Raw genomic sequence first — 25,322 nt, 5'->3', positions numbered from 1 at the left:
CCCGTCCCCCACCCCAGCCAGCCATTCGAGCATAGCTCTCATGGCCTTCCCGCTTAAATTCGCTCCACTGGAGCGAATTTGCCTGCGGCCAGCGGGAAGCCCGCAAGGGGGAGGGTGCTGCATCGCGTCTTCCCGGAAAACTTATCCCCGCCCCCATCACCCCATATTATCCTCCCCCCATCAGCCGGGTGGAGATGGGGTTGCAACGATCAACCGTCCGGCGACAGTCGGGAGGCCTCTGCATCGTTAACGGAGGCTGGGTCCGGGGATGGGAAATTCCGGTGAGAGCCGGCCCTAGGAAACCCCCTGCCGGACTTCGATCCGTCCCGCAGGGCAAATCTCTCCGGTGGAGAGATTTGAGGGGAGAAGGCCATGAGCGCTATGCGCGAATGGCAGGCGCCCCGGGGCGGTTTGCGTCTCGTTTTTATACTCAGAGGCGGAATCCGCCTCGGGGCTTCCATCGACGTTTCAAACCCGGAGGTTTTTAGACCGGCCGGCACTTCGGCACGCGCGAGCGCCGCGGAAGGCTCTTTGACATCGGAGACCGTCACAGCACCGAACTAGGCGCCCTTCATCTTCCGCTTCAGCGGTTCGAGCGCATGCATGTAGCGCCCCAGATCCTGCTCGATGCGCTGCGCGGCGCGGGCGGCCAGGTCGGGCGATTGCCGCGCCAGTTTCAGGAAGGCGCTGCGCGGCACGAACAGCAATTCGCAATCGGTCACGGCGGTGAAGGTCACCGGACGCGGCTTGTCGAGAATGAGCGCGGTGGGGGAGATGACGCTGCCCGGCTCGCTGAGGGCATAGGGCTTGCCGGCCTCGGCCCCTTCATGCCGCGCCTTGACCGTGCCCTCGATCAGCACATAGGCGCCCTGGGGCACGTCGCCGGCCTTGTAGATGATCGCATCGGCCTCGACATGCTGCCGATCGCCGGCAAAGCCGAGCATGCGCAATTGTTCATCGTCGCAGATGTCGAAAAATTCGGCCCGGGCCAGCACCCCGGCCGCATCGTCCATTCTCATCAGAACCAGCCCGCACGCGCTGGGCGGGATCGGCGAAGGCGATGCCCTCGCTGCGATCACGCCGCCAAACCAGGGCCGCCCGCATCGCGCCGGCGGCCTTGGGCACAGCTATAAGTCAGTTCGGGCCGGAAATGAACAGCACGCCCCCTTAATCAGGGGACAAGCCGGTAGCCGCCATCCTCGGTGACCAGCAATCGCGCATTGGAGGGATCGCGCTCGATCTTCTGCCGCAGCCGGTAGATATGAGTTTCCAGCGTATGGGTGGTGACGCGATTATTGTAGCCCCAGACTTCCTTGAGCAGCACGTCGCGGGTGATGGTCTTGGGACCCTGCCGGTAGAGATATTTCAGGATCGAGGTTTCCTTGTCGGTCAGGCGCACCTTGATCCCGTCATTGGTCTCCAGCATCTTGGCCGCCGGCTGGAAACTGTATTGGCCGATGGTGAAGACCGCGTCCTCGCTCTGGTCGCGCTGGCGCAAAGCCGCATTGATGCGGGCCAGCAGCACCGGATAGCGGAAGGGCTTGGTCAGATAATCATTGGCGCCGGCCTCGAGGCCCTTGATCTCGTCGGCATCGGTATCGTGGCCGGTCAGCATCAGCACCGGGCTGGTATAGCCTTCCTCGCGCATCAGCTTCACCGCGTCGCGGCCGTCCATGTCGGGCAGGCCCACGTCGAGAATGGTGAGCTCGATATTGTTCTCGCGCAGGACGGTCAGGGCGTCATTGGCCGTTCCGGCCTGAAGGATCTCGAAGTCCGGCTCGCCCCGGAGCTGTTCCACCAGGGTCTGGCGCAAGTCCGCGTCGTCGTCCACGACAAGGATGCGTCGCTTGTTCATTGTTTTCTCCGGTCTTTTCCGTCCCAGACCGACCAAGGGTCACAATATTGCGACCCCTTTTTGGCCAGCCAATCACTTCGGCGTTATTCAACGATCCGAACGCGGAAGCCGTTGGAAAAGTTGCAGCGGCCGGTTCATGCGGGGGTGGTGCGGCGGCCGAACAGCGCCGATCCCACCCGCACGGAGGTGGCGCCCATGGCAATGGCGGTCTCGAAATCCCCGCTCATGCCCATGGACAATCGCGGCACCTCCGCCTCCCGGCCGAGTTGCGCCAGATGGGCGAAATAGGGCCCAGGCGGCTGGCCGTCGGGCGGAATGCACATCAGCCCCACGATATCGAGCCCGTGCTCGGCCCGGCAGCGGCGGACGAAATCCACCGCTTCGGACACCGCGATGCCGGCCTTCTGCGCCTCGCCGCCGATATTGACCTGCACGAAGCAGGGCAGGCTCCGGCCCTGCCGCGCCATTTCCCGCGCCAGGATGCCGGCCAGCTTGTCCCGGTCGACGCTTTCGATCACGTCGAACAGTTCCACCGCCTCCCGCGCCTTGTTGGTCTGCAGCGGACCGATGAGATGCAGCGCGATATCGGGATATTTCGCCCGCAGGCCCGGCCATTTCTCCTTGGCCTCCTGCACGCGGTTCTCCCCGAAGACGCGCTGCCCCGCCAGCAGGAACGGCTCGATCGCCGCGGCCGGAAAGGTCTTGGACACGGCGACCAGCTCCACCGCCTCGGGCGGCGCGCCGAAGCGGCGGCGGGCCTTTTCCATGCGATTGCGGATATAATCGAGCGCCGTTTGGGCGCCGGCAAGGCTCTCGGCCATAAGGCGGCCCCGTTTCTGTTGACCTGATGGGGGATTTCTGATGATGGTCCGGTAGCCAAAATCCCTCAAAAACGCAAGCTGAGCCGCGCCTTTGCGGCACGGGCGAGCGCCAATCTTGCAAGGACGAACAACGTGAGCGGCGAACGCTACAATCCGCGCGAAAGCGAACCGAAATGGCAGAAGGTATGGGACGAGCGCAAGAGCTTCGTCACCGCCAATGACGATCCGCGCGAGCCCTATTACGTCCTCGAGATGTTCCCCTACCCCTCCGGCCGCATCCATATGGGCCATGTGCGCAATTATTCCATGGGCGACGTGGTGGCCCGCTATCACCGCGCCCGGGGCAAGAACGTGCTCCACCCCATGGGCTGGGACGCCTTCGGCCTGCCGGCGGAGAACGCCGCCATCGAGCGCGGCATGAATCCGGGCACCTGGACCCGCCAGAACATCGAGGCGATGAAGGCCCAGCTCAAGTCCATGGGCCTCTCCATCGACTGGACGCGCGAGATCGCCACCTGCGAACCCGAATATTACAAGCATCAGCAATCCATGTTCATCGACATGATGGCGGCGGGCCTGGTGACGCGCAAGAAATCCAAGGTCAACTGGGATCCCGTGGACATGACCGTGCTGGCCAATGAGCAGGTCATCGACGGCAAGGGCTGGCGCTCGGGCGCCGTCGTGGAACAGCGCGAGCTGACCCAGTGGTTCTTCAAGATTTCCGACTATGCCGAAGACCTGCTGGAGGCGCTGGACGGGCTGACCGAATGGCCCGAGAAAGTGCGCATCATGCAGCGCAACTGGATCGGCAAGTCCGAAGGCCTGCGCCTGCTGTTCGAACTGGTGCCCAGCGCGATCACGACGGCGACCAGCGTGGAGGTTTTCACCACGCGGCCGGACACCATTTTCGGCGCCTCCTTCATCGCGCTGTCGCCCGATCATGCCCTGACCGCCGAACTGGCCAGTGACAATCCGGCCCTGGCCGAATTCGTCGCCGAATGCCATCGCCAGGGCACGGCAACCGAAACGCTGGAAAAGGCGGAAAAGAAAGGCGTGTTCACCGGGCTTTCGGTGAAGCATCCCGTCATCGAGGGCGCCACCCTGCCCGTCTATGTCGCCAATTTCGTGCTGATGGATTACGGCACCGGCGCCATTTTCGGCTGCCCGGCGCATGACCAGCGCGACCTGGACTTCGCCCGCAAATATGATCTGCCGGTGGTGCCCGTGGTGCTGCCCGACGGCGCCGATGCCACGAGCTTCGCCATTGCCGACGAGGCCGTGACCGATCCCGGCCTGATCTACAATTCCGGCTTCCTCGACGGGCTGACGGTGGAAGCCGCCAAGAAGGCCATTGCCGAGCATTTCGCCGCCCGCAGCGTCGACGGCAAGCCGCAGGGCAAGGTGGAGGTCAATTACCGCCTGCGGGACTGGGGCCTGTCGCGCCAGCGCTATTGGGGCGCCCCCATTCCGATCATCCATTGCGAGACCTGCGGCACCATTCCCGTGCCCAAGAAGGACCTGCCGGTGGTGCTGCCCGCCGATGTCAGTTTCGACAAACCGGGCAATGCGCTGGACCATCACCCGACCTGGAAGCACGTGAACTGCCCGCAATGCGGCGGCGCGGCGCGGCGCGAAACCGACACCATGGATACCTTCGTCGATTCGTCCTGGTATTTCGCCCGCTTTACCGCGCCCCAGGCCGAGACGCCGACCATTCCCGCCGTGGCCAATCGCTGGCTGCCGGTGGACCAGTATATCGGCGGGGTGGAGCACGCCATTCTGCACCTGCTCTATTCGCGCTTCTTCACCCGCGCCATGAAGGCAACCGGCCACGTGGATCTGGACGAGCCCTTCAAGGGCCTGTTCACCCAGGGCATGGTGACGCACGAGACCTATAAATCCCCCACGGGCGAATGGGTGCCGCCCACCGAAGTGGTGGTGGAAGCCAATGGCGAGCAGCGCTCGGCGCGGCACATCACCTCCGGCGAGCCGATTGCCATCGGCTCGGTGGAAAAGATGAGCAAATCCAAGAAGAACGTGGTCGATCCCGACGAGATCGTCGCCAGTTATGGCGCCGACACGGCGCGCTGGTTCATGCTGTCGGATTCCCCGCCGGAGCGCGACGTGCAATGGACTGAGGCCGGCGTCGAAGGCGCCAGCCGCTTCCAGCAGCGCGTCTGGCGGCTGATGCACGATATTCTTGCGTTGAATGAACAGCCGAAAGAAACTGTTGCCAGTTCTGATGATAATGCCCTGGGGCTGCGCAAGGTCATCCATCGCGCGGTGGCGGGCATCGGCCAGGACATCGAGGGCCTGGGCTTCAACCGCGCCGTGGCCCGCATCTACGAACTGACCAATGCCCTGGCCAAGGCCAAGGAGGGTAGTCCCGGCCCGGCCATGCGCGCTGCCCTGCGCGAAGGGATCGAGAAGCTCGTCCTGCTCATCAATCCGATGATGCCGCACCTGGCCGAAAGCTGCTGGGAAGCGCTTGGAAAACAAGGGCTGGTCGCAGACGCCAATTGGCCCGATGTCGATCCCGCGCTCCTCGTCGATGATGAGGTGACCCTGCCGATCCAGATCAATGGCAAGCGCCGGGCGGAAATCACCGTCGCCAAGGGCACGCCTGCGGCCGAGGTGGAAGCGCTGGTCCTTGCCTTGGACGCTGTACAGAAGGCGCTGGACGGCAAGACGCCGAAGAAAATCGTGGTCGTACCCGACCGCATCGTCAACGTCGTCGTTTAGGCATGACGGCGCTCAAGGCTCATGAGGTGGCGCGCTTCCTGGCACGCCCCGATCTCAGCGAGGGTATTTTCCTCGCCTATGGGCCCGATACAGGCCTGGTGCGGGAAACCGCCCAGCGCCTGATCCGGCATTTGAGCGGTGACGATCCGGCTTCGGCCAATATCACGATCTTCGACGGGCCGGACCTGGCCTCCGACCCGACGCAATTGCCGCTGGAAGCGCGCTCCAATTCGCTGTTCGGCGGCAAGCGCATTATCCGGGTCCGCAACGCCACCAAGGCCCTGGTCATGCCGCTGACGGAATTGCGCGACGATCCCGGCGGCACCGCCATCGTGCTCGAAGCCGACAATCTGCCGCCGCGCGACGCGCTCCGGGCCCTGGTGGAGGCAGCCAAGCTGGGCCGCGCCCTGCCCTGCTATCCGGATTCAGACGAAACCCTGATGGCGCTGATGCGGGAAACCTTCAACCAGGCCGGCATCCGCGCCGATTCCGACGTCATCCCGACGCTTCGCGAAATCCTCGGCAACGATCGCGAGATCACCCGGCGCGAACTGGAAAAGCTCTGCCTCTACGCTGCCGGCAGCAAGACGCTGACACGCGACGACGTGCTGCTGCTCTGCGCCGACAATGGTGCTTTGGCCATAGACGCTATTCTCGATGCTACGGGCAGCGGCCATGCCGAGAAGCTCGACCTCGCCCTCAATCGTGCCCTCTCCGCCAATGTCAACCCGCAGCAATTGCTGGCCATGCTGACCAATCATTTCGCCAATCTGCGCCGCTGGCGCACGGAAATGGACAAGGGAAAGACCGCTCGGGCAGTACTGGAATCGGTCAAGCCGCGGCCGCATTTCTCCCGCATGGCAGCCTTGGAACAGCAGGTGCGTCTATGGGGCGACAACAGCCTCGCCACGGCCAGCGAGCGCCTTTTGCAGGCCACTTCCGATTCGCGCCGGCGTCCGATCCTGGCGGAAACCATATTGCGCCGCACCACGCTGGCACTCTGCATGATTGCCGCCACGCAATAACCTGCCAAGAGCAGGTTTCACGTGGAACAGCAATGAGTTCAGGCTCTTAGCTGGCCCGCCCCGTCAGCCGCATGCAGATATCGTCCAACTGCTCCAGCGTCCGATAGCGGATTTCGAGCTTGCCGCCACGCTCGGAATGATTGAGCGCTACGCTAAGCCCCAGCGCGTCGGCCAGGCGCCGTTCCAGCGCCAATGTATCGGCATCACGGGCGTCGTTCGTATCGACGGGCGGCTTGCGCCTGGGCAGGTCACGCTGCTGACTCAGCGCCTCGGCTTCGCGAACCGACAGGCCCTTGTCGACGATCTGCCGCGCCAAAGCCGCCGGATCCTCTACGGTGATCAGCGTGCGGGCATGCCCGGCCGTCAGCGTACCGCTGGCCACCATGCCACGCACATCCTCGGGCAGGCGCAGGAGACGCAGCGTATTGGCGACATGCGAGCGGCTCTTGCCGATCACCTGCGCCAGATCCTGCTGCGTATAGTCGAATTGCTCGATCAGCTGGCCATACCCCATCGCCTCTTCGAGCGGATTGAGGTCGGCGCGCTGCACATTCTCGATGATCGCTAGTTCCAGCGCTTCCTTGTCATCGACCTCGCGGATGATGACGGGAACGTCGTGCAGGCCAGCCTTCTGCGCCGCGCGCCAGCGTCGCTCGCCGGCGATCAGCTCGAAAATATTGGGATCATCGGTCGGCCGCACCAGCAGCGGCGACATGACGCCCTTTTCGCGAATCGAATTGGTCAGCTCCTCGAGCTGGTCCGGATCGAAGGTGCGGCGCGGATTGGCGCGATTGGCGATGATGAAATCCACCGGCAGTCGCTTGCTGCCGGAGGCCGATTCGGTGACTCGCGCGCCCTCCATCACGGCCATGTCGCCGATCAATGCCGCCAGGCCCCGCCCCAATCGCGTCGGTTTGTCGGTCATCTCGAGCTCCTAGGCTGCATTCAAACGCCGTTCCCGGCGGATTACTTCGGTGGCGAGGCGCAGATAGGCCTGGCTGCCGGCACATTTGAGATCATAGAGCAAAGCCGGCTTGCCATAGGACGGCGCCTCGGACAGCCGGACATTGCGCGGGATGACGGTCTCATAGACCAGCTCCCCCATTTCGCTGCGCACGTCGGCCAGCACCTGCTCGGAAAGATTGTTGCGCTTGTCGAACATGGTCATCACCACGCCCTGAATGGACAGGCGCGGATTGAGCGTCGAGCGGATCTGCTCGATGGTCTGCAAAAGCTGGCTCAGGCCTTCCAACGCGAAGAATTCGCATTGCAGCGGCACCAGGACCGCATCGGCGGCCACCAGCGAATTGACGGTGAGCAGGTTGAGTGAGGGCGGGCAATCGATGAGGATATAGCTCACCGGCTGCTCATTGATCCGCAATGCGCCTAACTCCTTGAACGCATTGCGCAATTTGAAGGCACGGTCGGCCTGATCGGCGATGGTGAGTTCGACGCCGAGCAGGTCCATGGTCGAAGGGACGATGGCGACATTGGGTACGCCGGTCATGATGGCGGCCTCGGGCACGCTCGCCTCGCCCACCAGCACATCATAGGCCGATACGCTGCGATCGGTGCGCGAAATACCCAGCCCGGTCGACGCATTGCCTTGCGGATCGAGATCGACGATCAGAACACGCTCGCCGATCGCCGCCAAAGCCGTTGCCAGATTGATTGCGGTGGTCGTCTTGCCGACGCCGCCCTTCTGGTTGGCCAAAGTCAAAATCCGGGGTGCCAAATTGGCCTCCGTATGCCGCTAACTCGCTGATTTCCGCCGCAGATTCGTAATCGTCAGGATCACGCCGCCCGGATCGGTGTCACTGGGCCTTATTAACACATCGTAAAGCCATTGCGCACCCGATTCGGCGAGCTCTTCAACATGTTCCCGCCCCTTATGCAGGATGGCACGGGAATTTTCGGCAAAAAACGGCTCCATCCATTGGCACAATTGCGGCAAACCCGCCAAAGCGCGGGAGGTGATCACGTCCGGGGCACCTGTTTCACGTGAATCAATTTCATCGCTGCGCCGCCCGATGACCAGCACATTGAGCTCGAGTTCCCGCGCGACCGTCCGCAGAAAGCTGACTTTGCGCGCATTGGGTTCGACCAGGACGAAGCGGCGTTTGCTACCCTTACCAGCAATGGCAAGTGGGAGCGCCGGGAAGCCGCCGCCGCTGCCGAGATCGAGAAAATTGACATCATCCGCCTGCGTTAGCGTCAATAGCTGCAGGCTATCGGCGAAATGGCGGGTCCAGACCTGGTCCAATGTTTCACGTGAAACCAGATTCTGCACGACCTGCCATTTGCGCAGCAGATTGGCATAGGATTCCAGATCAGCGGCGACAGCGTCGAGGCCTCGCTCGAAATGCGGTGCATAGGGGGTAATAGCTTGGAGGTCGGCCATTATCCGGCCTTTTGCAGCGCACCGCGCCGGATGATAGCCAGGAGCAGCGTGATCGCAGCCGGCGTCATGCCGTCCATGGCCTGAGCCTGGGCAATGGTTTGCGGCCGCTGCTGGGACAGCTTCTGGCGCAATTCCATGGAGAGACCGGGAATGCTCATGAAATCGAGATCATCGGGGATTGCCCGCTGCTCATCCCGCCGCATGCCGGCAATATCGGCCTTTTGACGATCGAGATAAACGGCGTATTGCGCATCGATGCCGACCTGATCCAGCACGTCCTTATCGAGCGTGTCGAGCTCCGGCCAAAGCCGCGCCAGATCGGCGACATCCAGATCGGGATAGGACAGCAATTCGAAGGCGCTGCGGCGGCGGCCATCCTCGTTAACCGCCAAACCGGCCTTGCGGGCTTCACTGGGCGAGGCCGTCAGATGATGCAGCAGATGCCGGCCCTTCTCCAGCGCCTCCGCCTTCTGCGCATAGAAAGAGGCCCGCTCCCCCCCGACCAGGCCAATTTCGAGGCCGAGTGGCGTCAGGCGCTGATCGGCGTTATCCGCCCGCAAATGTAGCCGGAATTCCGCTCGCGAAGTGAACATGCGATAGGGCTCGCTGACGCCTCGCGTCACCAGATCGTCGATCATCACGCCCAGATAGCTTTCCGTGCGCGACAGCACCAGCGCCGGCGCGCCCTTCGCTGCCAAGGCTGCATTGGCGCCGGCCAGCACGCCCTGGGCCCCGGCTTCTTCATAACCGGTCGTACCGTTGATCTGGCCGGCAAGATAGAGACCGGGCTGCCGCCTGACCTCCAGCGTCGGCCGCAATTCGCGCGGATCGACATAATCATATTCAATGGCATAGCCGGGTCGAACGATCTGGACATTCTCCAGGCCCGGCATCGACCGCAGAAAGGCTTCCTGCACCTCCGCCGGCAGCGAGGTGGAGAGCCCATTGGGATAAACAGTGCTGTCATCCAGCCCTTCGGGCTCGAGGAAGATCTGGTGGCTGTCGCGGTCGGCAAAGCGGACGACCTTGTCCTCGATCGACGGACAATAGCGCGGCCCGCGCGACTGGATCCGGCCGGAATACATGGCCGAGCGATGCAGATTGTCGCTGATGATCCGATGTGTCTCCGCCAGGGTGCGGGTAATATGGCAGGAAATCTGCGGATTGGTGATCGCCGCAGTCAGCGCCGAGAACGCTTCGGGCGGATGATCGCCCTGCTGCTCTTCCAGCACGGAATAATCGATGCTGGTGCCATCTAGTCTAGCCGGGGTGCCGGTTTTGAGGCGACCCAGGCGCAGGCCGAGATTTTCGAGCCGCGTCGACAAGCCCAGGACGGGCTTCTCCCCGACCCGACCGGCCGGGATCGTTTCCTCGCCACGATGGATAAGGCCGCGCAGGAACGTTCCGGTGGTAAGGACGACAGCCTTGGTCGACAACTGGCGTCCATCCAGAAGCACGACGCCGCTGACCGCACCGTCGCGCACAATGATATCGTCCACCTCGCCTTCAATGACATCGAGATTGGGCTGGGTCGAAATCGCTGCCTGCATAGACTGCCGATAGAGCTTGCGGTCGGCCTGGGCACGCGGGCCGCGCACGGCCGGGCCCTTGCGGCGGTTGAGCACGCGGAATTGAATGCCGGCGGCGTCGGCGACGCGGCCCATCAATCCGTCCAGGGCATCGATTTCCCGCACCAGATGGCCCTTACCCAGCCCGCCAATGGCGGGATTGCAGCTCATCTCGCCGATTGTGGCGAAGCGATGAGTGACGAGCGCGGTCGGCGCACCAAGCCGCGCCGCGGCGGCAGCGGCCTCAACGCCGGCGTGACCGCCGCCAACGACGATGACGGCATATTCTGTCATGGCATGTCTCCAGAAGGCCCTGACATAAGCCAATGTTTCACGTGAATCAATCGCGGGGCCGGATGCCGAAGCTCCGGCATTGTTTCACGTGAATCATTTGCCGATGCAGAAACTGGCAAAAAGCCGGTCCAGAACCTTTTCAGCATCCAGCCGGCCGATCAACCGTTCGAGCGCTGCCGATGCCCGCCGCAGCGACTCGGCCGCCAATTCCCAGTCCCCAAGGGCTGTCCGCGCCTCGGCAAGCGCCTCCAAGGCCTGGGTCAGGCTATCCCGATCGCGCTCGTGGCTAAGCAGCGACGGCTCTCCGCCCGCCAAGGCCTGCGCTAGCGCGCCAAGACGCGTGACGAGCTCTTCCAGCCCCGCCCCGGTCTTGGTGGAAAGGGCAAGGTCAGCGTCTGGAACCAACCCGATATCGGCTTTCGTCCCGACGATAAGCATCCGGGCGGCCTGCGCCGGTCGGTCGGCATCCTCTATATCGGGCGCCTTGAGCCAGAGCACGATATCGGCGCTTTCAATGGCCTGCTGCGCCCGGCGGACGCCTTCCGCCTCCGCGACACTTTCGGTCTCGCGCAAGCCGGCGAGATCGAGAAGCACGAACAATTGCCCGCCAATGTCCAGCGGCATTTCCCGCACATCGCGCGTCGTGCCCGCTTCTTCGGACACGATGGCGATGTCGGATTTCGCCAAGGCATTGAGCAGGCTGGATTTGCCGACATTGGGCGCGCCCGCCAAAGCCACCCTGATCCCTTCGCGAACGATGCGGCCGCTATCCACCGAGGCCAAGGCGCCGGCAATGGCGATCTCGAGATCGGCCAATTGCGTCAGCCAATCCTCCGGCAAATCCTCGGTCACATCGCTTTCGTCGGAAAAGTCGAGGCGCGCTTCGATCTCGGCCCGCAGATCGAGCAGCATTTCCCGCCACTGCTCGATATCCTGCGTGAGGCGCCCGTCATAGCGGGCAAGCGCCTGTTGCCGCTGCTTTTCGGTGTCGGCGGCGAGCAGGTCTCCAAGCCCCTCGACCGCGAGCAGGTCCAGCTTGCCGTTTTCAAAAGCGCGCCGGGTGAATTCACCGGGCTCGGCCAGCCGGAGGCCGAGGGCGCGCAATTCGGCGAGGATGGCTTTGACGCCGGCGGCGGAGCCGTGAACATGCAGTTCGGCACAATCTTCGCCGGTAAAGCTATGCGGTCCAGGAAAGAACACCACAAGGCCCTGATCGAGCCGCCGATCCGAGCCGATGGCACGAAGCGCCATGAGGCGCGGCTCCGGCACATTTCCCGCAAGCGAGTCCAGGCTTGACCGGACGAGCGGCCCGGAGAGGCGGATCACCGCCACTCCGGAGGGAAGCGCTCCCGAGGAGAGCGCCATGATCGTGTCGCCCACCTGCATGAAGCGCCCCGCGACCTTCTAGGTGTTCATCGAATCGAAGAAGTCGGAATTGGTCTTGGTCTGGCGGACCTTGTCCATGAGGAATTCCATGGCGTCGATCGTCCCCATCGGATTGAGGATACGGCGCAGCACATACATCTTCTTGAGAATATCGGGCTCGACCAGGAGTTCTTCCTTGCGGGTACCGGACTTGGTGATGTCCAGCGCCGGGAAGATGCGCTTGTCGGCAACCTTGCGGTCGAGGATGATTTCCGAATTGCCGGTGCCCTTGAATTCTTCAAAGATCACTTCGTCCATGCGGCTGCCGGTATCGATCAGCGCCGTGGAAATGATGGTCAGCGAACCACCGTCCTCGATATTGCGGGCAGCGCCGAAGAAACGCTTGGGGCGCTGCAGCGCATTGGCGTCGACACCGCCGGTCAGCACTTTGCCAGAGCTTGGCACGACGGTGTTGTAGGCGCGGCCCAAACGGGTAATGGAATCGAGCAGGATCACCACGTCGCGCTTGTGTTCGACCAGGCGCTTGGCCTTTTCGATCACCATTTCGGCGACCTGGACGTGCCGGCTGGCGGGTTCATCGAAGGTCGAGGAAATGACCTCGCCGCGCACCGAGCGCTGCATGTCCGTCACTTCTTCCGGGCGCTCATCGATCAGCAAGACGATGAGATAGCATTCAGGATGATTGGTGGCGATCGATTGTGCGATATTCTGCAACAATACAGTCTTACCGGTACGCGGCGGCGCAACAATCAGGGCACGCTGTCCCTTGCCGAGCGGCGCCACCAGGTCGAGAAGCCGCGCCGAGCGATCCTTGAGCGTCGGATCGGGCAATTCCATCCGCAGCCGTTCTTCAGGATAGAGCGGGGTCAGATTGTCGAAATTGACCTTGTGCCGGACCGCCTCGGGGTCCTCGAAATTGATGGTGGAGACCTTCAGCAGCGCGAAATAGCGCTCGCCTTCCTTGGGAGAGCGGATTTCGCCCTCGACCGTATCGCCGGTCCGCAGCCCGAAGCGCCGGATCTGGCTCGGGCTGACATAGATATCATCGGGTCCGGGCAGGTAATTGGCGTCCGGCGAGCGGAGGAAACCGAAGCCGTCGGGCAATACCTCGACCACGCCTTCCCCGACAATATTGATATCCTGGGCCGCCAATTCCTTGAGGATGGCGAACATCAGCTCCTGCTTGCGCATTGTGGAGGCGTTTTCGACCTCCAATTCCTCGGCAAATGCCAAGAGTTCAGCCGGAGATTTGGCCTTGAGCTCGCTGAGCTTGATATTCTGCATGTATGCGATGGACCCTTGAGGGAATATCGGTGAAGGGAGAGTCTAGAAGCTGGGGAAGGTTCGGCACCGCGCAGCAACCGGGCGGTCGCGCAAGGAAGGGATGCCTTGCCCCCATGTAGCGTGATCCGGTCCTCGATTCAAGATTGAAACATCTCCAGCCGGCCGTTTCGCCGCAAAATTCGTCCCTGGCCGGGACCGGGAATACCGGATCTGCGGCCTCGAGACCGCTGCTCGACCGGGGATTCACGTGAAACCCCCTGGCAATTGAGCACCAATGGTCCTGTCAGAACGGCCGCACGATCACCATGATGACGATGACGATCATCAGCACGGTGGGCACCTCGTTGAGCATGCGGAAATATTTTTGCGGCTTGTCGTTGCGGTCCTGGGCGAAAGCCTTGAGATGCCGGCCGTAAAGCCCGTGGACCCCGGAAAGCGCGATGACGAAGGCGGCCTTGACCCAGGGCCAGACCGAGCCCCAATCGACAATGCCGTGGCCGATCATGGCCAGGCCGAAAATCCAGGTCGCAATCATGGCCGGCGTGGTGATGGCGCGATAAAGCCGCCGCTCCATGATCTTGAAGGTTTCGGATTGGACCGAGCCGATCTCGGCCACCGAATGATAGACGAAAAGCCGCGGCAGATAGAGCATGCCGGCCATCCAGGCGATGACCGAGATCACATGCAGCGCCTTGAACCATTCCACCATTTGTCCGTTCCTAGCCTTCCTTGACCAGCGCGATCAGCCGTTCGACATGGGCGATCGGGGTGTCCGGCACGATGCCATGGCCGAGATTGAAGATATGCGGCCGGCCGGCGCAGGCTTCCAGAATCGCGCGCACCTGATTGTCCATCGCTTCGCCGCCCACCACAAGCCGCAGCGGATCGAGATTGCCTTGCACCGGCAAATCCGGCGGCAAGTGGGTGCGAATGAAATCCAGCGGCGTCGAATAATCGATTCCCAGCGCATTGACGCCGGTATTGGCGGCAAATCGCGCCAGATTCCCCGCCGCACCCCTGGGAAAGCCGATGACGGGCGCATCGGGGATAATCCGGCGCAGGCCTTCGACGATGCGGCGGTTCGGCTCGATCACCTGCCGGGCAAAGGCAGCATCATCGAGATTGAGCGCCCAGCTTTCGAAGATCTGCACCACATCGGCGCCTGCTTCCAATTGCGCCGCCAGGTAATTCACGCTGGTTTCGACCAGGATATCCATCAGCCGCTCGAAAGCCGCGGGATGCTCGAGAGCGAAACGCCGGGCCGTCCATTGATCGGGGGAGCCGCGTCCATTGAGCATATAGGTGGCAACGGTCCAGGGCGCGCCGCAGAACCCGATCAGGGTCTTTTCGGCCGGCAGGGTGGCGCGGAGACGCCGCACGGTTTCGATGACCGGGGCAAGATGATCGGCAGCCCGGGCCCGGTCCAGCCGGTCGATGCCGGCGACATCGACCGGCTCGAGCAACGGTCCTTCGCCTGTTTCGAAGCGGACCGGCTGACCCAGCGCGTCGGGAATGACCAGAATGTCGGAAAACAGGATCGCCGCATCGAGGTCGAAGCGCCGCAAAGGCTGTAGTGTCACTTCCACGGCCAGTTCGGGTGTGTAACAGAGATCGAGGAAATTGCCGGCCTGTTTCCGGGTTTCGCGATATTCGGGCAGATAGCGTCCCGCCTGCCGCATGATCCAGACAGGAGGGCGTTCCTGGCGCTGGCCAAGAACGGTTGCCAGAAGAGGCTTGTGTGCCACCGGGCTCATGGTTTCGACCCTTCCAATTCCCAAAAGGAATCTTTCTTTCTTAGCTTCTTTATCTTTATGCCGGTGTTTAGCTGCAATTCATCGCACTCCACAATCGCCGTGCCGGGTGACACTTGCGCGCAGCGTCATAGTTAACGAGATGTGAATTTCACTCGGGCGCCGGCATGGGAGTCGGCCCGCCCAATTCCTTAACGAAAGCTTAATCAGGCGCCTGCCGAGTCAACGATTCGATTCCCCCTGTGGATGGCGCGCCGAACAAGCCATCGAGCGCCGGCGGGCTTATCCCCAGAGCTTTCCAAAGGCCGCAGCGGCCCTGGCCTCGGGTCAGGCTGTTAATGTTTTATTAGCTATGTCGAACAAGTCAGGCCGGGTGGTAAAGTTACGAGTCTTGCCCACAGATGGCGCTTGAGCTGGGGATGAGTGTGTGGAAAACATGGCCCTATGCTTATCCTTGCTTCAAGCAGCGCCACCCGCAAAGCCTTGCTGGACAAGGCCGGCCTGTCCTTCGAAACGGTCCAGGCCCCTATCGATGAACGGCGGATCGAAGCGGAGGCCCAGGCGGTCGGCGCCGATGGTCGCGACCTGGCTCTGCTCCTCGCCCGCGCCAAGGCAGAGGCGGTATCGCGCACCCATCCCGGCGACATTGTGATCGGCGCCGACCAGACCCTGGCCCTGGGCCCCGAACTTTTGCACAAGCCCGACAGCCGCGAGGCGGCCATCCGCCAGCTCGATCACCTGCGCGGCAAGACCCACCGGCTTCATGCCGCCGTGACCCTGGTGCGCGACGGCGCCCTGCTCTGGTCCGACGTGCAGACGGCCGAGCTCACCATGCGTGACTTTTCGGCGGCCGAGCGGGACAGCATATTGGACCTGGAGGGCGATGCGGTGCTGAATTCGGTCGGTGCCTACCGGCTCGAAGGCCCCTCCATCCGCCTGTTCGAAAGCGTCAGCGGCGACTATTTCACCATTCTGGGTCTGCCGCTCCTGCCGCTGCTCGCCGCCCTGCGCGACATCGCGCCCGATCTCCTGTTCCCGGAATGAAATCGTGACCAAGAAGGCCTTCGTCATCGGGCATCCTATCGCCCATTCCCGCTCGCCCCTGATTCACGGCACCTGGCTGGCCGAGTACGGGATCGACGGTTCCTATGAAGCCATCGACGTGGCGCCGGCGGCCCTGCCCGCTTTCTTCGACCGCCTGCGCAATGGCGAATTCGCCGGCGGCAATGTCACCATTCCGCACAAGGAAATGGTTTTCGACCTCTGTGACAGTGTCGACGATCTGGCCCGCACCATCGGCGCGGTCAATACGATCGCGGTTCGGGACGGCAGGATATACGGCACCAATACCGATTATCTGGGCTTTCTCGGCAATCTCGATGCCGGCGCGCCGCACTGGTCGGAAGGGGTGACGGATGCCCTGGTCATCGGCGCCGGCGGCGCCGCCCGGGCCGTGCTCGTGGCCCTGCGCGAACGGCTCCGTGGCACGGTCCATGTGCTCAATCGCACCCTGGCCAACGCCCAGGCCCTGGTGGCGGAAATCGACGGCCCCTTCGAGGCCCATGGCTTCGACGCTTTCCCCGCCCTGGCGCCGCGGATCGGGCTCGTGGTCAATACCAGTTCCGTCGGCATGCATGGCAGCCGCTTCGACTGGCTGGACATGAGCCTGCTTGCGCCCGGAACCCTGGTGACCGACATCGTCTATGCGCCCCTCGTCACCCCGCTCCTGGCCGATGCGCGAGCGTGCGGCCTGCCGGTGGTGGACGGGCTGGGCATGCTGCTGCACCAGGCCGTGCCGGGATTTGCCGCCTGGTTCAGCGTCACGCCCGAGGTGACCCCGCAATTGCGGGCCCGCATCGAGGGGAGCCTCGAGCATTGAGCATGCGCCGCATCGGCATTACCGGCTCCATCGCCACGGGAAAATCTACCCTCCTGGCCGCCTTCGCCAAGGCCGGCATACCGGTGCTTTCGGCCGATGTGGTGGTGGCCGAGCTGTATCAGGGCGAAGCGGTGGCCCCGGTGGAAGCGCTGTTTCGCGGCGTGGCGCGAAACGGCGTCATCGACCGGCAGGACCTGGCCCGGCGCCTGGCCGCCGATCCCTCAGGTTTCGCCCGGCTCGAAGCCCTGGTGCATCCGCTGGTGCGGGCGCGGATCGCCGCCTTTCTCGATGCGGCGGAACAGGCCGGGCATGCCGCCGCCGCGGTCGAGGTTCCGCTCCTCTTCGAAAGCGGTCACGATTACGGTTTCACCGATATCGCCGTTACCCATGTCGCCGATGCCATCCAGCAGCAACGCATCCTCGCCCGGCCGGGCATGAGCGTGGAAAAGATGCAGACTTTGCTTGCCCGCCAGCTGCCGCAGGCCGAAAAGATCAGGAGGGCCACCTGGCGCTTCGACACGGCGCAGCCGCCGGACCGGATCGAGCGGGCGGTCGCGGCCCTGGTGGCCGATATTGAGGCGGAAGCGGGAAAACCATGATCAGGGAAATCGTGCTCGATACCGAAACCACCGGTCTGTCGCCCCAGGGCGGGGATCGCCTGGTGGAAATCGGCTGTGTCGAGCTGATCAACCACATCCCCACCGGCCAGCATTTCCACGTCTATATCAACCCCGAGCGCAGCATGCCGGAGGAAGCGTTCCGGGTGCATGGCCTGGGCGACGATTTCCTGGCCGACAAGCCCCTGTTCAAGGCTGTCGCCGAAGAGTTTCGCGCCTTTGTCGGCGATGCGACGCTGGTGATCCACAACGCGCCCTTCGACATGGGCTTTCTCAATGCCGAGCTCGAATGGGCCGGCCTGCCGCGCCTCACCAATGAGGTGATCGATACCGTCATGGTGGCGCGCCGCAAGCATCCCGGGGCGCGCGTCAGCCTCGATGCGCTCTGCAAGCATTACGGCATCGACAATTCCCGCCGCACCCTGCACGGCGCGCTGCTCGACAGCGAAATCCTGGCCGAAGTTTATCTCGAGCTTATCGGCGGCAAGCAGGTGAGTCTGGCGCTCATGGCCGACGAGGACACCGGCGCCGTCGATATCGCCGTCGACCGGATTCCGGTGCGTCCCCGCCCCGTGCCGCTGCCGGGCCGGATCAGCCCGGCGGAAGCCGAAGCCCATGCCGCCTTCATCGCCAAGATGGGCGACGTCGCCATCTGGGCGCAATATGAGGATGCGGTGGCCGCGGAATGAAAAAAGCCCCGGCGGGACCGGGGCTTTTCATTGAAAACATGGAGCTCAGTTGAGCTTTTCGCCCTCGGCATTGGCCGGGGCCGGAGCTGCACCCGGAGCGCCGCCCTGCGCGGCGAGCTTGGCCAGGTTCTGGCGGTAAATGGCGGCAAAATCCACCGGCTCCATCATCAATGGCGGGAAGCCGCCCTGTTGGGTCACGCTGGCCAACACCTGGCGCGCGAACGGGAAGACCAGGCGCGGACACTCGATCATCAGCAGCGGCGACAGCTGGGCTTCCGGCACGTTCTTGAGCCGGAAAATGCCGCCATAGACCAGTTCGACATTGAACAGGACATTGTCCTCGCGATTGGCCTTGGCATTGAGCGTCAGTTCGACCGCGTAGATCTCGTCGTTCTGCTTCTTGACGCCGACCGCGATGGAAACGTTGAAGGCCGGGTTCCCGCCGCCCGCCAGCAGCGCCGCCGGCGCACCCGGATTTTCGAAGGAAAGATCGCGGATATACTGGCCCACCAGATTCATGCTGGGCGCGGGTCCGGGCTGCGGCGCTGCCGCGCCCTGATTGTCGTCGGCCATTGATTGGTCCTTTTCGATGCGGAATTTCAAAGAATTCTGGCCGGCTGGCTAGCATTTTTGGCCCGGGCGAACAAGCCAAGCCGATCATGGCCGCTCGTCGGGCCGTTCCTGGCTAGTGCCGTCGATGATCTGCGGTGGGACCGCATCGGCATCGTCCGGATCGGCATAGCGGCGATAGCTCGTCGTCGTTTCCACCACCCGAAGCCGCCCCGCCAGGGCCGAGAAGATTCGGTCCCGCACCGCCGGCACCAGCAGCACCAGGGCGATGGCGTCGCTGAGGAAGCCCGGCAGGATCAGCAGCAGCCCCGCCAGCCCGATCAGCATGGTGTCGAACATGGTGCGGCCGGGAATGGTGCCGGCATTCATGTTGGAGCGCAGGCGCTCGACCACGCCCAGCCCCTGCTGGCGCAGTAGCATGGCCCCGGCAATGGCCGCCAGGATGACCAGCGCCAGGGTGGGAAACAGCCCGATCGTCCTGCCCACCAGGATGAACAGGGCAATTTCCACGAGCGGCAGCAGCAGGAAACCAAGAGCGAAAAAGCGGGCCAAGGGCGGGTCCTCGTCTGGTGATGGCGGGGGCGGCGGCGGCAAAATGCAACTCGCCCCATCGTGAACTGGTTTTGAGCTAAAGCTTTGCCTATATATAGGACCACATCGGCGCGAAACGAGCGCCACATCGCTTTTTTGTCGACGCCTCTCGCGCAAGGTGCCTCTTTCATGGACGATTTTCTCGACCTGCCGACCCTCATTGCCATTGTCGTAGCCGTTTTCGTGCTGTTCCGGCTGCGCTCGGTGCTGGGCACCCGCACCGGCAACGAACGCCCGCCCGTCGATCGCAGCCGCTCCACACCGGTGGAGAAAAATGCCGGCAATGACGATACCGTCGTGCCCATGCGCCCCCGCCCCGCTGCCGCGCAGCCCGATCTCGATGACGAGCGCCGCGCCCGCAAGCTCGAGGCGGAAATCGAGCAGGCTTCTTCCGGCAACGAACAGCTCGCGGCCGGCCTCAAGGCGGTGGCCGAGGCCGATCCGACCTTTACCCCTAAATCCTTCCTCGACGGCGCCAAGCAGGCCTATGAGATGATCGTCACCGCCTTTGCCGAAGGCGACCGCCAGATGCTCAAGAACCTGCTCGAAAAAGACGTGTTCGAGGGCTTCCAGCGCGCCATCGCCGACCGCGAGGCAGCGGGCCACAAGGTCGATTTCACCTTTGTCGGCCTGCCCAAGATCGCCATCGTCGATGCCGAATATGACAAGAAGAACGTGCTGGTGACGGTCGATTTCCACGCCGAGGTGGTTTCGGCCACCCGCGACAAGGACGGCAATCTGGTCGAGGGCAATGCCGACCAGGTGCAGACCATCGCCGACGAATGGACCTTTGCCCGCAATCCCAAATCGCGCGATCCCAATTGGAAGGTGGTTTCCACCAGCCAGCTCGACTGATCCGAGGCGGCAGGCCTGTTTCCCATGTCCAAGCGCGACGCCAAGCGCCTGCCGCACGATTTCCACCTCTGGACGCATGTGGCCGAGACGGTGGAACCCCTGCGCCGCAAGGGGCTCCTGAAGCTTGGGGCAGGTCCCCTGCCCGTGCCGGAATCCGAGCCGATACCGGAGATCAAGGCGCCGCCGAAAAAACTGGGCGCCGGGCGGCCCTTTCTGCCGCCCTACCAGGCGCCCCCGCCCGGCGGGGGCCTGCTGGAACGGGCGGTCGATCCGGCCATTCACAAGAAGGTCCGGCGCGGCCGTATCGATATCGACGGCACGATCGACCTGCACGGCATGACGCAGAACCAGGCCCGCGAGGCGCTGCGCCGCTATATCGGCGCGCGGGCCGCGCGGGGCGACCGGACGATCCTGGTCATTACCGGCAAGGGGGCCAAGACCGACAATGACTACATTGCGGCCATGAGCGAGCGGGGCATCTTGCGCACCATGCTGCCGATCTGGCTCAGCGAACCGGGCCTGTCGCACCTGATTTCCGGCTGGAGCACGGCCGCGCGGGGCCATGGCGGGGAGGGCGCATATTATGTGCGCCTGCGCCGGCAATGACCCCGCTCGGCGCCAAATTGCGGGCCATGCGCGAGGCGCGCGGCATTTCGCTCAAGGACATGGCCAAGGCGCTCAACGTCTCCTCCGCCTATCTTTCGGCCCTCGAACACGGCAAGCGTGGCCAGCCCACCTCTTTCCTGCTCCATCGCATCATCGCCTTTTTCAATGTCATCTGGGACGAGGCGGAAGAACTGCAGCGCCTGGCCGAGATTTCCGACCCCAAGGTGAGCATCGATACCGGCGGGCTGGCGCCCGAGGCCACCGAACTCGCCAACCGCCTGCGCGACGATATCGGAAAGCTGGCGCCAGAGGACCTGAAATTTCTGCGCGATGAGCTGGTAAAGCGGGCGGGGCGGAAGCGGTAGAACGCGGACACTTCACCGCCGCCAATCGTCACCCTCGGGCTCGCCCCGAGGGTGACGTTCAGTGATGGTGGGAAGTCCGGCCCTACAGCACGAACTTGCTCAGGTCCGTGTCTCCGGCCAGCACGCCCACTTTCTCCCGCACGAAGGCGGCGTCGATCTTGACGGCCTGCCCGGCCCGGTCCGGTGCGTCGAAGGAGATTTCCTCGACCAGCCGTTCCATCACCGTCTGCAGGCGCCGCGCGCCGATATTCTCGACCGATGAATTGACCGTCACCGCCGCGTCGGCAATGGCCTCGATGGCGTCCGGGGTCACTTCGAGCGACACGCCTTCGGTGCTCATCAAGGCTACATATTGCTTGATGAGGCTCGCTTCGGTGTCGCTGAGAATGCCGATGAAATCCTCGCGGGTCAGCGCCTTGAGCTCCACCCGGATCGGCAGGCGGCCCTGTAGCTCCGGCAACAGGTCGGACGGCTTGGAGACGTGGAAGGCGCCCGAGGCGATGAACAGGATATGGTCGGTCTGGACCGGGCCATATTTGGTCGCGACGGTCGTGCCTTCGATCAGCGGCAACAGATCGCGCTGCACGCCTTCGCGCGAGGGTCCGCCCTGGGCGCCGCCTTCCCGATGGGCCACCTTGTCGATCTCGTCGATGAAGACGATGCCGTGATTTTCCACCAGCTCGATGGCCTCGCTCTTGAGCTGGTCCTGATCGAGCAGCTTGTCGGCTTCCTCGGCGATCAGCGGTTCATAGGCATCCTTGACCTTGATCTTGCGCTTCACCCCGCGCCCGCCCATGGCCTGCTTGAACATGTCGCTGAGGTTGATCATGCCGATGCCGCCATTGGGCATGCCGGGGATTTCGAAACCGCCCGTGCCCGGATTGGGCTGCATCTCGATCTCGATTTCCTTGTCGTCCAGCTCGTTGCTGCGCAGCTTGCTGCGGAACGAATCGCGCGTCGACGGCGTGGCGGAGGTGCCGACCAGCGCATCGAGCACCCGTTCCTCGGCATTGTGATGGGCCTGGGCCTGCACGTCGCGGCGGCGCTTGTCGCGCAGCACCGTGATCCCGGCCTCGACCAGGTCGCGCACGATCTGCTCGACGTCGCGGCCGACATAGCCCACCTCGGTGAACTTGGTGGCTTCCACCTTGACGAAGGGTGCCTGGGCCAGCCGCGCCAGCCGCCGCGAAATCTCGGTCTTGCCGACGCCGGTGGGCCCGATCATCAGGATATTCTTCGGCGTCACCTCGCGCCGCAGTTCCGGCGAAAGCTGCTGGCGCCGCCAGCGATTGCGCAGGGCCACCGCCACGGCGCGCTTGGCATCGGCCTGGCCGACGATGTGGCGGTCGAGCTCTGAAACGATCTCGCGCGGGGAAAAATTGGTTTCACTCACTTTTGTCACTTTCCGTGGCGCCTTGCTGTTGGACCGGTTCATGGTCCAGGAAGCGCACCATCATGTGTTCGTCGATATATCGACCGTTCACGAAGAGGGACCGCTTTTCGGTCCCGTAGATGTCAAAGCCCGCCTTGCGGTAGAGCGCGATGGCCGGGCCATTATGGGTGGCCACGCCCAGGAGCACCTGGACGAGGCCGCGTGCGCGCGCATGGTCCAGGGCCGTTTCAATGAGCGGCAATCCGATCCCGGTGCCGCGCGCCGCTGGCGTCACATAGACCGTATAGAGATGGTCCAGATGCCGGCGTTTGGCGCTGTCGTTCCAGAACAGGCCCACCACGCCGCGCAGCTCGTCCCCGGTAAAAGCCCCGAAAATGGCGCTTTGGGTGATCTGGCGGGTAAAGGCCTCCAGCCCCTGACGGCTTTCCTCGGCGAGATCGCCGCCAAAGGCGTCGGGACTGTCCGCCAGAGCTTCGAGCCGGATGGCGCGGAAAGCCTCCGCATCCGCCTCGGTCAATTGGCGGACCAGGCCGTTCACGCGTCGAGCTCGATGGTTTCGACCGTCACATTGCCATTGGTATAGACGCAGATTTCCTCGGCGATCTTCATGGCGCGGCGGGCGATGTCTTCGGCATCGAGTTCGGTGGCCTGGTGCAGGGCCAGGGCGGCCGAATGCGCGTAATTGCCGCCCGAGCCGATGGCGATGACGCCATGGTCCGGCGTCAGCACGTCGCCATTGCCGGTCAGCACCAGCGTATCGGTCTTGTCGGCCACGATCATCATGGCTTCCAGCTTGCGCAGATAGCGGTCGGTGCGCCAGTCCTTGGCCAGTTCCACGGCCGCCCGCATCAATTGGTCGGGATATTGCTCGAGTTTGGCCTCCAGTCGCTCGAAGAGCGTGAAGGCATCGGCGGTGGAGCCGGCAAAGCCGCCGATCACCTTGCCGCCGGCGAGCCGGCGCACCTTCCTGGCGCCGTGCTTCATCACCGTCTGGCCCATGGACACCTGGCCATCGCCGGCCACCACGACCTTGTTGCCCTTGCGCACGGAAACGATGGTCGTCCCGTGCCAGCCGGGATTTGTGTGTTCACTCATTGGGGGAAGTACTCCGAACTGTTGGATGATATTTAGGCTCCGCCGCTGCGATTGCAACCGATGGCGCCCTAACCCAATCTTCACGCGCTTGTGCGCATCTGCTAATCACCGCCGAACGCCGGAGAATTGCCATGCGCACCGCACAGATCGCCCGCAAGACCAACGAGACCGAGATTGCCGTCTCGATCGATCTCGATGGCACGGGCAAGCACGCCATGAACACCGGCATCGGCTTTTTCGACCACATGCTCGACCAGCTGGCGCGCCATTCGCTGATCGACATGGAGGTAACCTGCAAGGGCGACCTGCATATCGACAGCCACCACAGTGTCGAGGACGTGGGCATCGCGCTGGGCCAGGCGATCAAGGAGGCCTTGGGCGACAAGAAGGGCATTCGCCGCTACGCCTCGTGCGACCTGCCCATGGACGGCACGCTGACCCGGGCGGCGCTGGACGTGTCCGGCCGCGCCTTCCTGGTTTTCAAGGCCGAATTCAGCCAGGGCAAGATCGGCGAGATCGACACCGAATTGTTCCGCGAATTCTTCCAGGCCTTCGCGGTCAATGCCGGCATCACGCTGCATATCGAGAATTTCTATTTCGACAATAACCACCACCTGGCCGAGTCGATGTTCAAGGCCGTGGCCCGCGCCCTGCGCACGGCCTTGGAAATCGATCCGCGCGTGAGCGATTCGGTGCCGAGCACCAAGGGAATGCTCTGATTGTCACCTCTCCCCTAAAAAGGGAGAGGGAGCCGATCGCGTTCCGGGAACCATCCCGCCCTTCCCCCATGTGGTTTTTTGCACTAGATCAGCGCCGTACTCCTTCCCGAGGCGGCCCATGAGCACCATCGCCATCATCGATTACGGCGCCGGCAACCTGCGTTCGGCTGCCAAGGCCTTCGAGCGCGTCGCCCATGAGCGCGGCCAGGGTGACGCCATCACCGTCACCGCCGATCCCGAAATCGTCCGCCGCGCCGACCGCATCATGCTGCCCGGCGTCGGCGCCTTCGCCGATTGCATGGCCGGGCTGAACGCCGTGCCGGGCATGATCGAAGTGCTCGACGAAAAGGTGATCAGAGGCGGTACGCCCTTTCTCGGCGTCTGCGTCGGCATGCAATTGCTGGCGACCGAGGGCCGCGAAAAGGTCGTGACCCAGGGCCTGGGCTGGATTCCCGGCGCCGTCGAAAAGATCGCCCCATCCGATCCGGCGCTCAAAATCCCGCATATGGGCTGGAACAATATTTCCATCACCCACCCCCATCCCCTGCTCGCCGGCATTGCCGACGGCCCTGATGGGCTCCATGCCTATTTCGTCCATTCCTATCATCTGAAGACCGACGATCCGGCCCATCTCGTCGCCACCACCGATTACGGCGGCGCGCTCACCGCCTGTGTCGGCCGCGACAACATCTTCGGCACCCAGTTCCACCCCGAAAAGAGCCAGGCGCTGGGCCTCAAGCTGATCGAGAATTTTCTGGGATGGACGCCGTGACAATGACGGGCGCCCCCTCCTTTCCTCTCCCCCTTGGGGAGAAG

Annotated in this window: 27 protein-coding genes; 11 read left to right on the top strand and 16 right to left on the bottom strand. The window is 63.5% G+C overall.

Annotation, left to right across the window (positions count from 1 at the left end; translation table 11 throughout):
• Nucleotides 1-560: 560 nt before the first annotated feature.
• The 3 genes from A3840_RS18470 to A3840_RS18460 all read right to left on the bottom strand — a co-directional run bounded on the left by A3840_RS18470 (nucleotide 561) and on the right by A3840_RS18460 (nucleotide 2,676).
• Nucleotides 561-1,019 carry a Crp/Fnr family transcriptional regulator gene (locus A3840_RS18470; protein WP_082904031.1) on the bottom strand — a complete coding sequence of 153 codons (459 nt, stop codon included), beginning with the start codon at nucleotides 1,017-1,019 and terminating at the stop codon, nucleotides 561-563.
• 152 nt (nucleotides 1,020-1,171) lie between these two features.
• Nucleotides 1,172-1,855: a response regulator transcription factor gene (locus tag A3840_RS18465; protein ID WP_067460571.1), complete on the bottom strand. Its 684-nt coding sequence runs from the start codon at nucleotides 1,853-1,855 to the stop codon at nucleotides 1,172-1,174.
• Between the two features lie 134 nt (nucleotides 1,856-1,989).
• Nucleotides 1,990-2,676 (bottom strand): YggS family pyridoxal phosphate-dependent enzyme, encoded by a 687-nt coding sequence (locus tag A3840_RS18460; protein WP_067460558.1) that lies wholly within the window; start codon nucleotides 2,674-2,676, stop codon nucleotides 1,990-1,992.
• A 132-nt stretch (nucleotides 2,677-2,808) separates the two neighbouring features.
• Here A3840_RS18460 and leuS point away from each other — a divergent pair, with 132 nt between their 5' ends.
• Entirely contained in the window at nucleotides 2,809-5,418 is a 2,610-nt protein-coding gene (leuS, locus tag A3840_RS18455) for a leucine--tRNA ligase (RefSeq protein ID WP_067460555.1), read from the top strand.
• 2 nt (nucleotides 5,419-5,420) lie between these two features.
• The gene (gene holA, locus A3840_RS18450; protein WP_067460552.1) at nucleotides 5,421-6,443 is read left to right on the top strand and encodes a DNA polymerase III subunit delta; all 1,023 of its coding nucleotides are present in this window, start codon (nucleotides 5,421-5,423) and stop codon (nucleotides 6,441-6,443) included.
• 46 nt (nucleotides 6,444-6,489) lie between these two features.
• Here the strand turns inward: holA and A3840_RS18445 are convergent, their stop codons facing one another.
• From A3840_RS18445 to hemE, 8 genes are all read right to left on the bottom strand, one after another.
• The gene (locus A3840_RS18445) at nucleotides 6,490-7,368 is read right to left on the bottom strand and encodes a ParB/RepB/Spo0J family partition protein (protein WP_067460549.1); all 879 of its coding nucleotides are present in this window, start codon (nucleotides 7,366-7,368) and stop codon (nucleotides 6,490-6,492) included.
• A gap of 9 nt (nucleotides 7,369-7,377) precedes the next feature.
• Complete coding sequence (locus A3840_RS18440) at nucleotides 7,378-8,178, bottom strand: ParA family protein (protein ID WP_067460546.1); 801 nt, start codon at nucleotides 8,176-8,178, stop codon at nucleotides 7,378-7,380.
• Between the two features lie 18 nt (nucleotides 8,179-8,196).
• Nucleotides 8,197-8,844 (bottom strand): 16S rRNA (guanine(527)-N(7))-methyltransferase RsmG, encoded by a 648-nt coding sequence (rsmG, locus tag A3840_RS18435; RefSeq protein WP_082904030.1) that lies wholly within the window; start codon nucleotides 8,842-8,844, stop codon nucleotides 8,197-8,199.
• Nucleotides 8,844-10,706, bottom strand: a complete 1,863-nt coding sequence (gene mnmG / locus A3840_RS18430) for a tRNA uridine-5-carboxymethylaminomethyl(34) synthesis enzyme MnmG (protein ID WP_067460543.1) — start codon at nucleotides 10,704-10,706, stop codon at nucleotides 8,844-8,846. The genes rsmG and mnmG overlap by 1 nt, the downstream gene beginning before the upstream one ends.
• A gap of 93 nt (nucleotides 10,707-10,799) precedes the next feature.
• On the bottom strand, nucleotides 10,800-12,092 hold the full coding sequence (gene mnmE / locus A3840_RS18425; protein ID WP_067460540.1) for a tRNA uridine-5-carboxymethylaminomethyl(34) synthesis GTPase MnmE: 1,293 nt from the start codon (nucleotides 12,090-12,092) through the stop codon (nucleotides 10,800-10,802).
• A gap of 18 nt (nucleotides 12,093-12,110) precedes the next feature.
• Entirely contained in the window at nucleotides 12,111-13,376 is a 1,266-nt protein-coding gene (rho, locus tag A3840_RS18420) for a transcription termination factor Rho (RefSeq protein WP_067460537.1), read from the bottom strand.
• Nucleotides 13,377-13,659: 283 nt separating this feature from the next.
• Nucleotides 13,660-14,085 carry a protoporphyrinogen oxidase HemJ gene (hemJ, locus tag A3840_RS18415; RefSeq protein WP_067460534.1) on the bottom strand — a complete coding sequence of 142 codons (426 nt, stop codon included), beginning with the start codon at nucleotides 14,083-14,085 and terminating at the stop codon, nucleotides 13,660-13,662.
• A 10-nt stretch (nucleotides 14,086-14,095) separates the two neighbouring features.
• Nucleotides 14,096-15,130: a uroporphyrinogen decarboxylase gene (gene hemE / locus A3840_RS18410; RefSeq protein WP_067460531.1), complete on the bottom strand. Its 1,035-nt coding sequence runs from the start codon at nucleotides 15,128-15,130 to the stop codon at nucleotides 14,096-14,098.
• A gap of 441 nt (nucleotides 15,131-15,571) precedes the next feature.
• Between hemE and A3840_RS18405 the strand changes: the two genes are divergently transcribed.
• Genes A3840_RS18405 through dnaQ form a run of 4 tightly spaced genes read left to right on the top strand, consistent with a single transcriptional unit; the run spans nucleotide 15,572 to nucleotide 18,312 of the window.
• Nucleotides 15,572-16,171, top strand: a complete 600-nt coding sequence (locus tag A3840_RS18405; protein WP_067460528.1) for a Maf family protein — start codon at nucleotides 15,572-15,574, stop codon at nucleotides 16,169-16,171.
• Between the two features lie 4 nt (nucleotides 16,172-16,175).
• Nucleotides 16,176-17,006 (top strand): shikimate dehydrogenase, encoded by an 831-nt coding sequence (locus A3840_RS18400; protein WP_067460525.1) that lies wholly within the window; start codon nucleotides 16,176-16,178, stop codon nucleotides 17,004-17,006.
• Between the two features lie 2 nt (nucleotides 17,007-17,008).
• The gene (coaE, locus tag A3840_RS18395; RefSeq protein ID WP_067460523.1) at nucleotides 17,009-17,605 is read left to right on the top strand and encodes a dephospho-CoA kinase; all 597 of its coding nucleotides are present in this window, start codon (nucleotides 17,009-17,011) and stop codon (nucleotides 17,603-17,605) included.
• Nucleotides 17,605-18,312, top strand: coding sequence for a DNA polymerase III subunit epsilon (gene dnaQ / locus A3840_RS18390; RefSeq protein ID WP_067460588.1), 708 nt, complete (start codon nucleotides 17,605-17,607; stop codon nucleotides 18,310-18,312). Before coaE ends, dnaQ begins: the two co-directional genes overlap by 1 nt.
• Before the next feature lie 45 nt (nucleotides 18,313-18,357).
• On the opposite strand, the gene secB is transcribed toward dnaQ, so the two are convergent.
• On the bottom strand, nucleotides 18,358-18,885 hold the full coding sequence (gene secB / locus A3840_RS18385; protein WP_067460585.1) for a protein-export chaperone SecB: 528 nt from the start codon (nucleotides 18,883-18,885) through the stop codon (nucleotides 18,358-18,360).
• A gap of 84 nt (nucleotides 18,886-18,969) precedes the next feature.
• On the bottom strand, nucleotides 18,970-19,434 hold the full coding sequence (locus A3840_RS19795) for an FxsA family protein (protein WP_067460520.1): 465 nt from the start codon (nucleotides 19,432-19,434) through the stop codon (nucleotides 18,970-18,972).
• A gap of 168 nt (nucleotides 19,435-19,602) precedes the next feature.
• Between A3840_RS19795 and A3840_RS18375 the strand changes: the two genes are divergently transcribed.
• Genes A3840_RS18375 through A3840_RS18365 form a run of 3 tightly spaced genes read left to right on the top strand, consistent with a single transcriptional unit; the run spans nucleotide 19,603 to nucleotide 21,299 of the window.
• Complete coding sequence (locus tag A3840_RS18375) at nucleotides 19,603-20,328, top strand: Tim44/TimA family putative adaptor protein (protein ID WP_067460517.1); 726 nt, start codon at nucleotides 19,603-19,605, stop codon at nucleotides 20,326-20,328.
• Between the two features lie 24 nt (nucleotides 20,329-20,352).
• The gene (locus A3840_RS18370; protein ID WP_067460514.1) at nucleotides 20,353-20,934 is read left to right on the top strand and encodes a Smr/MutS family protein; all 582 of its coding nucleotides are present in this window, start codon (nucleotides 20,353-20,355) and stop codon (nucleotides 20,932-20,934) included.
• On the top strand, nucleotides 20,931-21,299 hold the full coding sequence (locus A3840_RS18365; protein WP_067460511.1) for a helix-turn-helix domain-containing protein: 369 nt from the start codon (nucleotides 20,931-20,933) through the stop codon (nucleotides 21,297-21,299). Before A3840_RS18370 ends, A3840_RS18365 begins: the two co-directional genes overlap by 4 nt.
• Before the next feature lie 82 nt (nucleotides 21,300-21,381).
• Here the strand turns inward: A3840_RS18365 and hslU are convergent, their stop codons facing one another.
• From hslU to hslV, 3 genes are read right to left on the bottom strand one after another with little or no spacing between them, the layout of a single operon-like run.
• The gene (gene hslU, locus A3840_RS18360; RefSeq protein ID WP_425388860.1) at nucleotides 21,382-22,692 is read right to left on the bottom strand and encodes an ATP-dependent protease ATPase subunit HslU; all 1,311 of its coding nucleotides are present in this window, start codon (nucleotides 22,690-22,692) and stop codon (nucleotides 21,382-21,384) included.
• Nucleotides 22,685-23,230 (bottom strand): GNAT family N-acetyltransferase, encoded by a 546-nt coding sequence (locus A3840_RS18355; RefSeq protein ID WP_165603224.1) that lies wholly within the window; start codon nucleotides 23,228-23,230, stop codon nucleotides 22,685-22,687. Before A3840_RS18355 ends, hslU begins: the two co-directional genes overlap by 8 nt.
• On the bottom strand, nucleotides 23,227-23,787 hold the full coding sequence (gene hslV / locus A3840_RS18350; protein ID WP_067460505.1) for an ATP-dependent protease subunit HslV: 561 nt from the start codon (nucleotides 23,785-23,787) through the stop codon (nucleotides 23,227-23,229). The genes A3840_RS18355 and hslV overlap by 4 nt, the downstream gene beginning before the upstream one ends.
• A gap of 131 nt (nucleotides 23,788-23,918) precedes the next feature.
• Here hslV and hisB point away from each other — a divergent pair, with 131 nt between their 5' ends.
• Both hisB and hisH read left to right on the top strand, forming a co-directional pair.
• On the top strand, nucleotides 23,919-24,506 hold the full coding sequence (hisB, locus tag A3840_RS18345) for an imidazoleglycerol-phosphate dehydratase HisB (RefSeq protein ID WP_067460502.1): 588 nt from the start codon (nucleotides 23,919-23,921) through the stop codon (nucleotides 24,504-24,506).
• 118 nt (nucleotides 24,507-24,624) lie between these two features.
• Nucleotides 24,625-25,278, top strand: coding sequence for an imidazole glycerol phosphate synthase subunit HisH (hisH, locus tag A3840_RS18340; RefSeq protein WP_067460499.1), 654 nt, complete (start codon nucleotides 24,625-24,627; stop codon nucleotides 25,276-25,278).
• Nucleotides 25,279-25,322 lie beyond the last annotated feature (44 nt).

This window comes from Devosia elaeis (assembly GCF_001650025.1).
Lineage (GTDB): Bacteria > Pseudomonadota > Alphaproteobacteria > Rhizobiales > Devosiaceae > Devosia > Devosia elaeis.
This window is presented reverse-complemented; position numbering and strand designations above follow the sequence as displayed.

Coding starts and splice junctions, on each gene's coding strand:
- mnmG (WP_067460543.1), bottom strand. CDS start 10,706: ATGACAGAATATGCCGTCATCGTCGTTGGCGGCGGTCACGCCGGCGTT.
- hisH (WP_067460499.1), top strand. CDS start 24,625: ATGAGCACCATCGCCATCATCGATTACGGCGCCGGCAACCTGCGTTCG.
- hemE (WP_067460531.1), bottom strand. CDS start 15,130: ATGAGCCCGGTGGCACACAAGCCTCTTCTGGCAACCGTTCTTGGCCAG.
- hemJ (WP_067460534.1), bottom strand. CDS start 14,085: ATGGTGGAATGGTTCAAGGCGCTGCATGTGATCTCGGTCATCGCCTGG.
- A3840_RS18465 (WP_067460571.1), bottom strand. CDS start 1,855: ATGAACAAGCGACGCATCCTTGTCGTGGACGACGACGCGGACTTGCGC.
- A3840_RS18365 (WP_067460511.1), top strand. CDS start 20,931: ATGACCCCGCTCGGCGCCAAATTGCGGGCCATGCGCGAGGCGCGCGGC.
- rsmG (WP_082904030.1), bottom strand. CDS start 8,844: ATGGCCGACCTCCAAGCTATTACCCCCTATGCACCGCATTTCGAGCGA.
- A3840_RS18460 (WP_067460558.1), bottom strand. CDS start 2,676: ATGGCCGAGAGCCTTGCCGGCGCCCAAACGGCGCTCGATTATATCCGC.
- A3840_RS18470 (WP_082904031.1), bottom strand. CDS start 1,019: ATGAGAATGGACGATGCGGCCGGGGTGCTGGCCCGGGCCGAATTTTTC.
- A3840_RS18445 (WP_067460549.1), bottom strand. CDS start 7,368: ATGACCGACAAACCGACGCGATTGGGGCGGGGCCTGGCGGCATTGATC.
- mnmE (WP_067460540.1), bottom strand. CDS start 12,092: ATGCAGGTGGGCGACACGATCATGGCGCTCTCCTCGGGAGCGCTTCCC.
- secB (WP_067460585.1), bottom strand. CDS start 18,885: ATGGCCGACGACAATCAGGGCGCGGCAGCGCCGCAGCCCGGACCCGCG.
- rho (WP_067460537.1), bottom strand. CDS start 13,376: ATGCAGAATATCAAGCTCAGCGAGCTCAAGGCCAAATCTCCGGCTGAA.
- A3840_RS18405 (WP_067460528.1), top strand. CDS start 15,572: ATGCTTATCCTTGCTTCAAGCAGCGCCACCCGCAAAGCCTTGCTGGAC.
- A3840_RS18370 (WP_067460514.1), top strand. CDS start 20,353: ATGTCCAAGCGCGACGCCAAGCGCCTGCCGCACGATTTCCACCTCTGG.
- holA (WP_067460552.1), top strand. CDS start 5,421: ATGACGGCGCTCAAGGCTCATGAGGTGGCGCGCTTCCTGGCACGCCCC.
- hisB (WP_067460502.1), top strand. CDS start 23,919: ATGCGCACCGCACAGATCGCCCGCAAGACCAACGAGACCGAGATTGCC.
- A3840_RS18375 (WP_067460517.1), top strand. CDS start 19,603: ATGGACGATTTTCTCGACCTGCCGACCCTCATTGCCATTGTCGTAGCC.
- coaE (WP_067460523.1), top strand. CDS start 17,009: ATGCGCCGCATCGGCATTACCGGCTCCATCGCCACGGGAAAATCTACC.
- hslV (WP_067460505.1), bottom strand. CDS start 23,787: ATGAGTGAACACACAAATCCCGGCTGGCACGGGACGACCATCGTTTCC.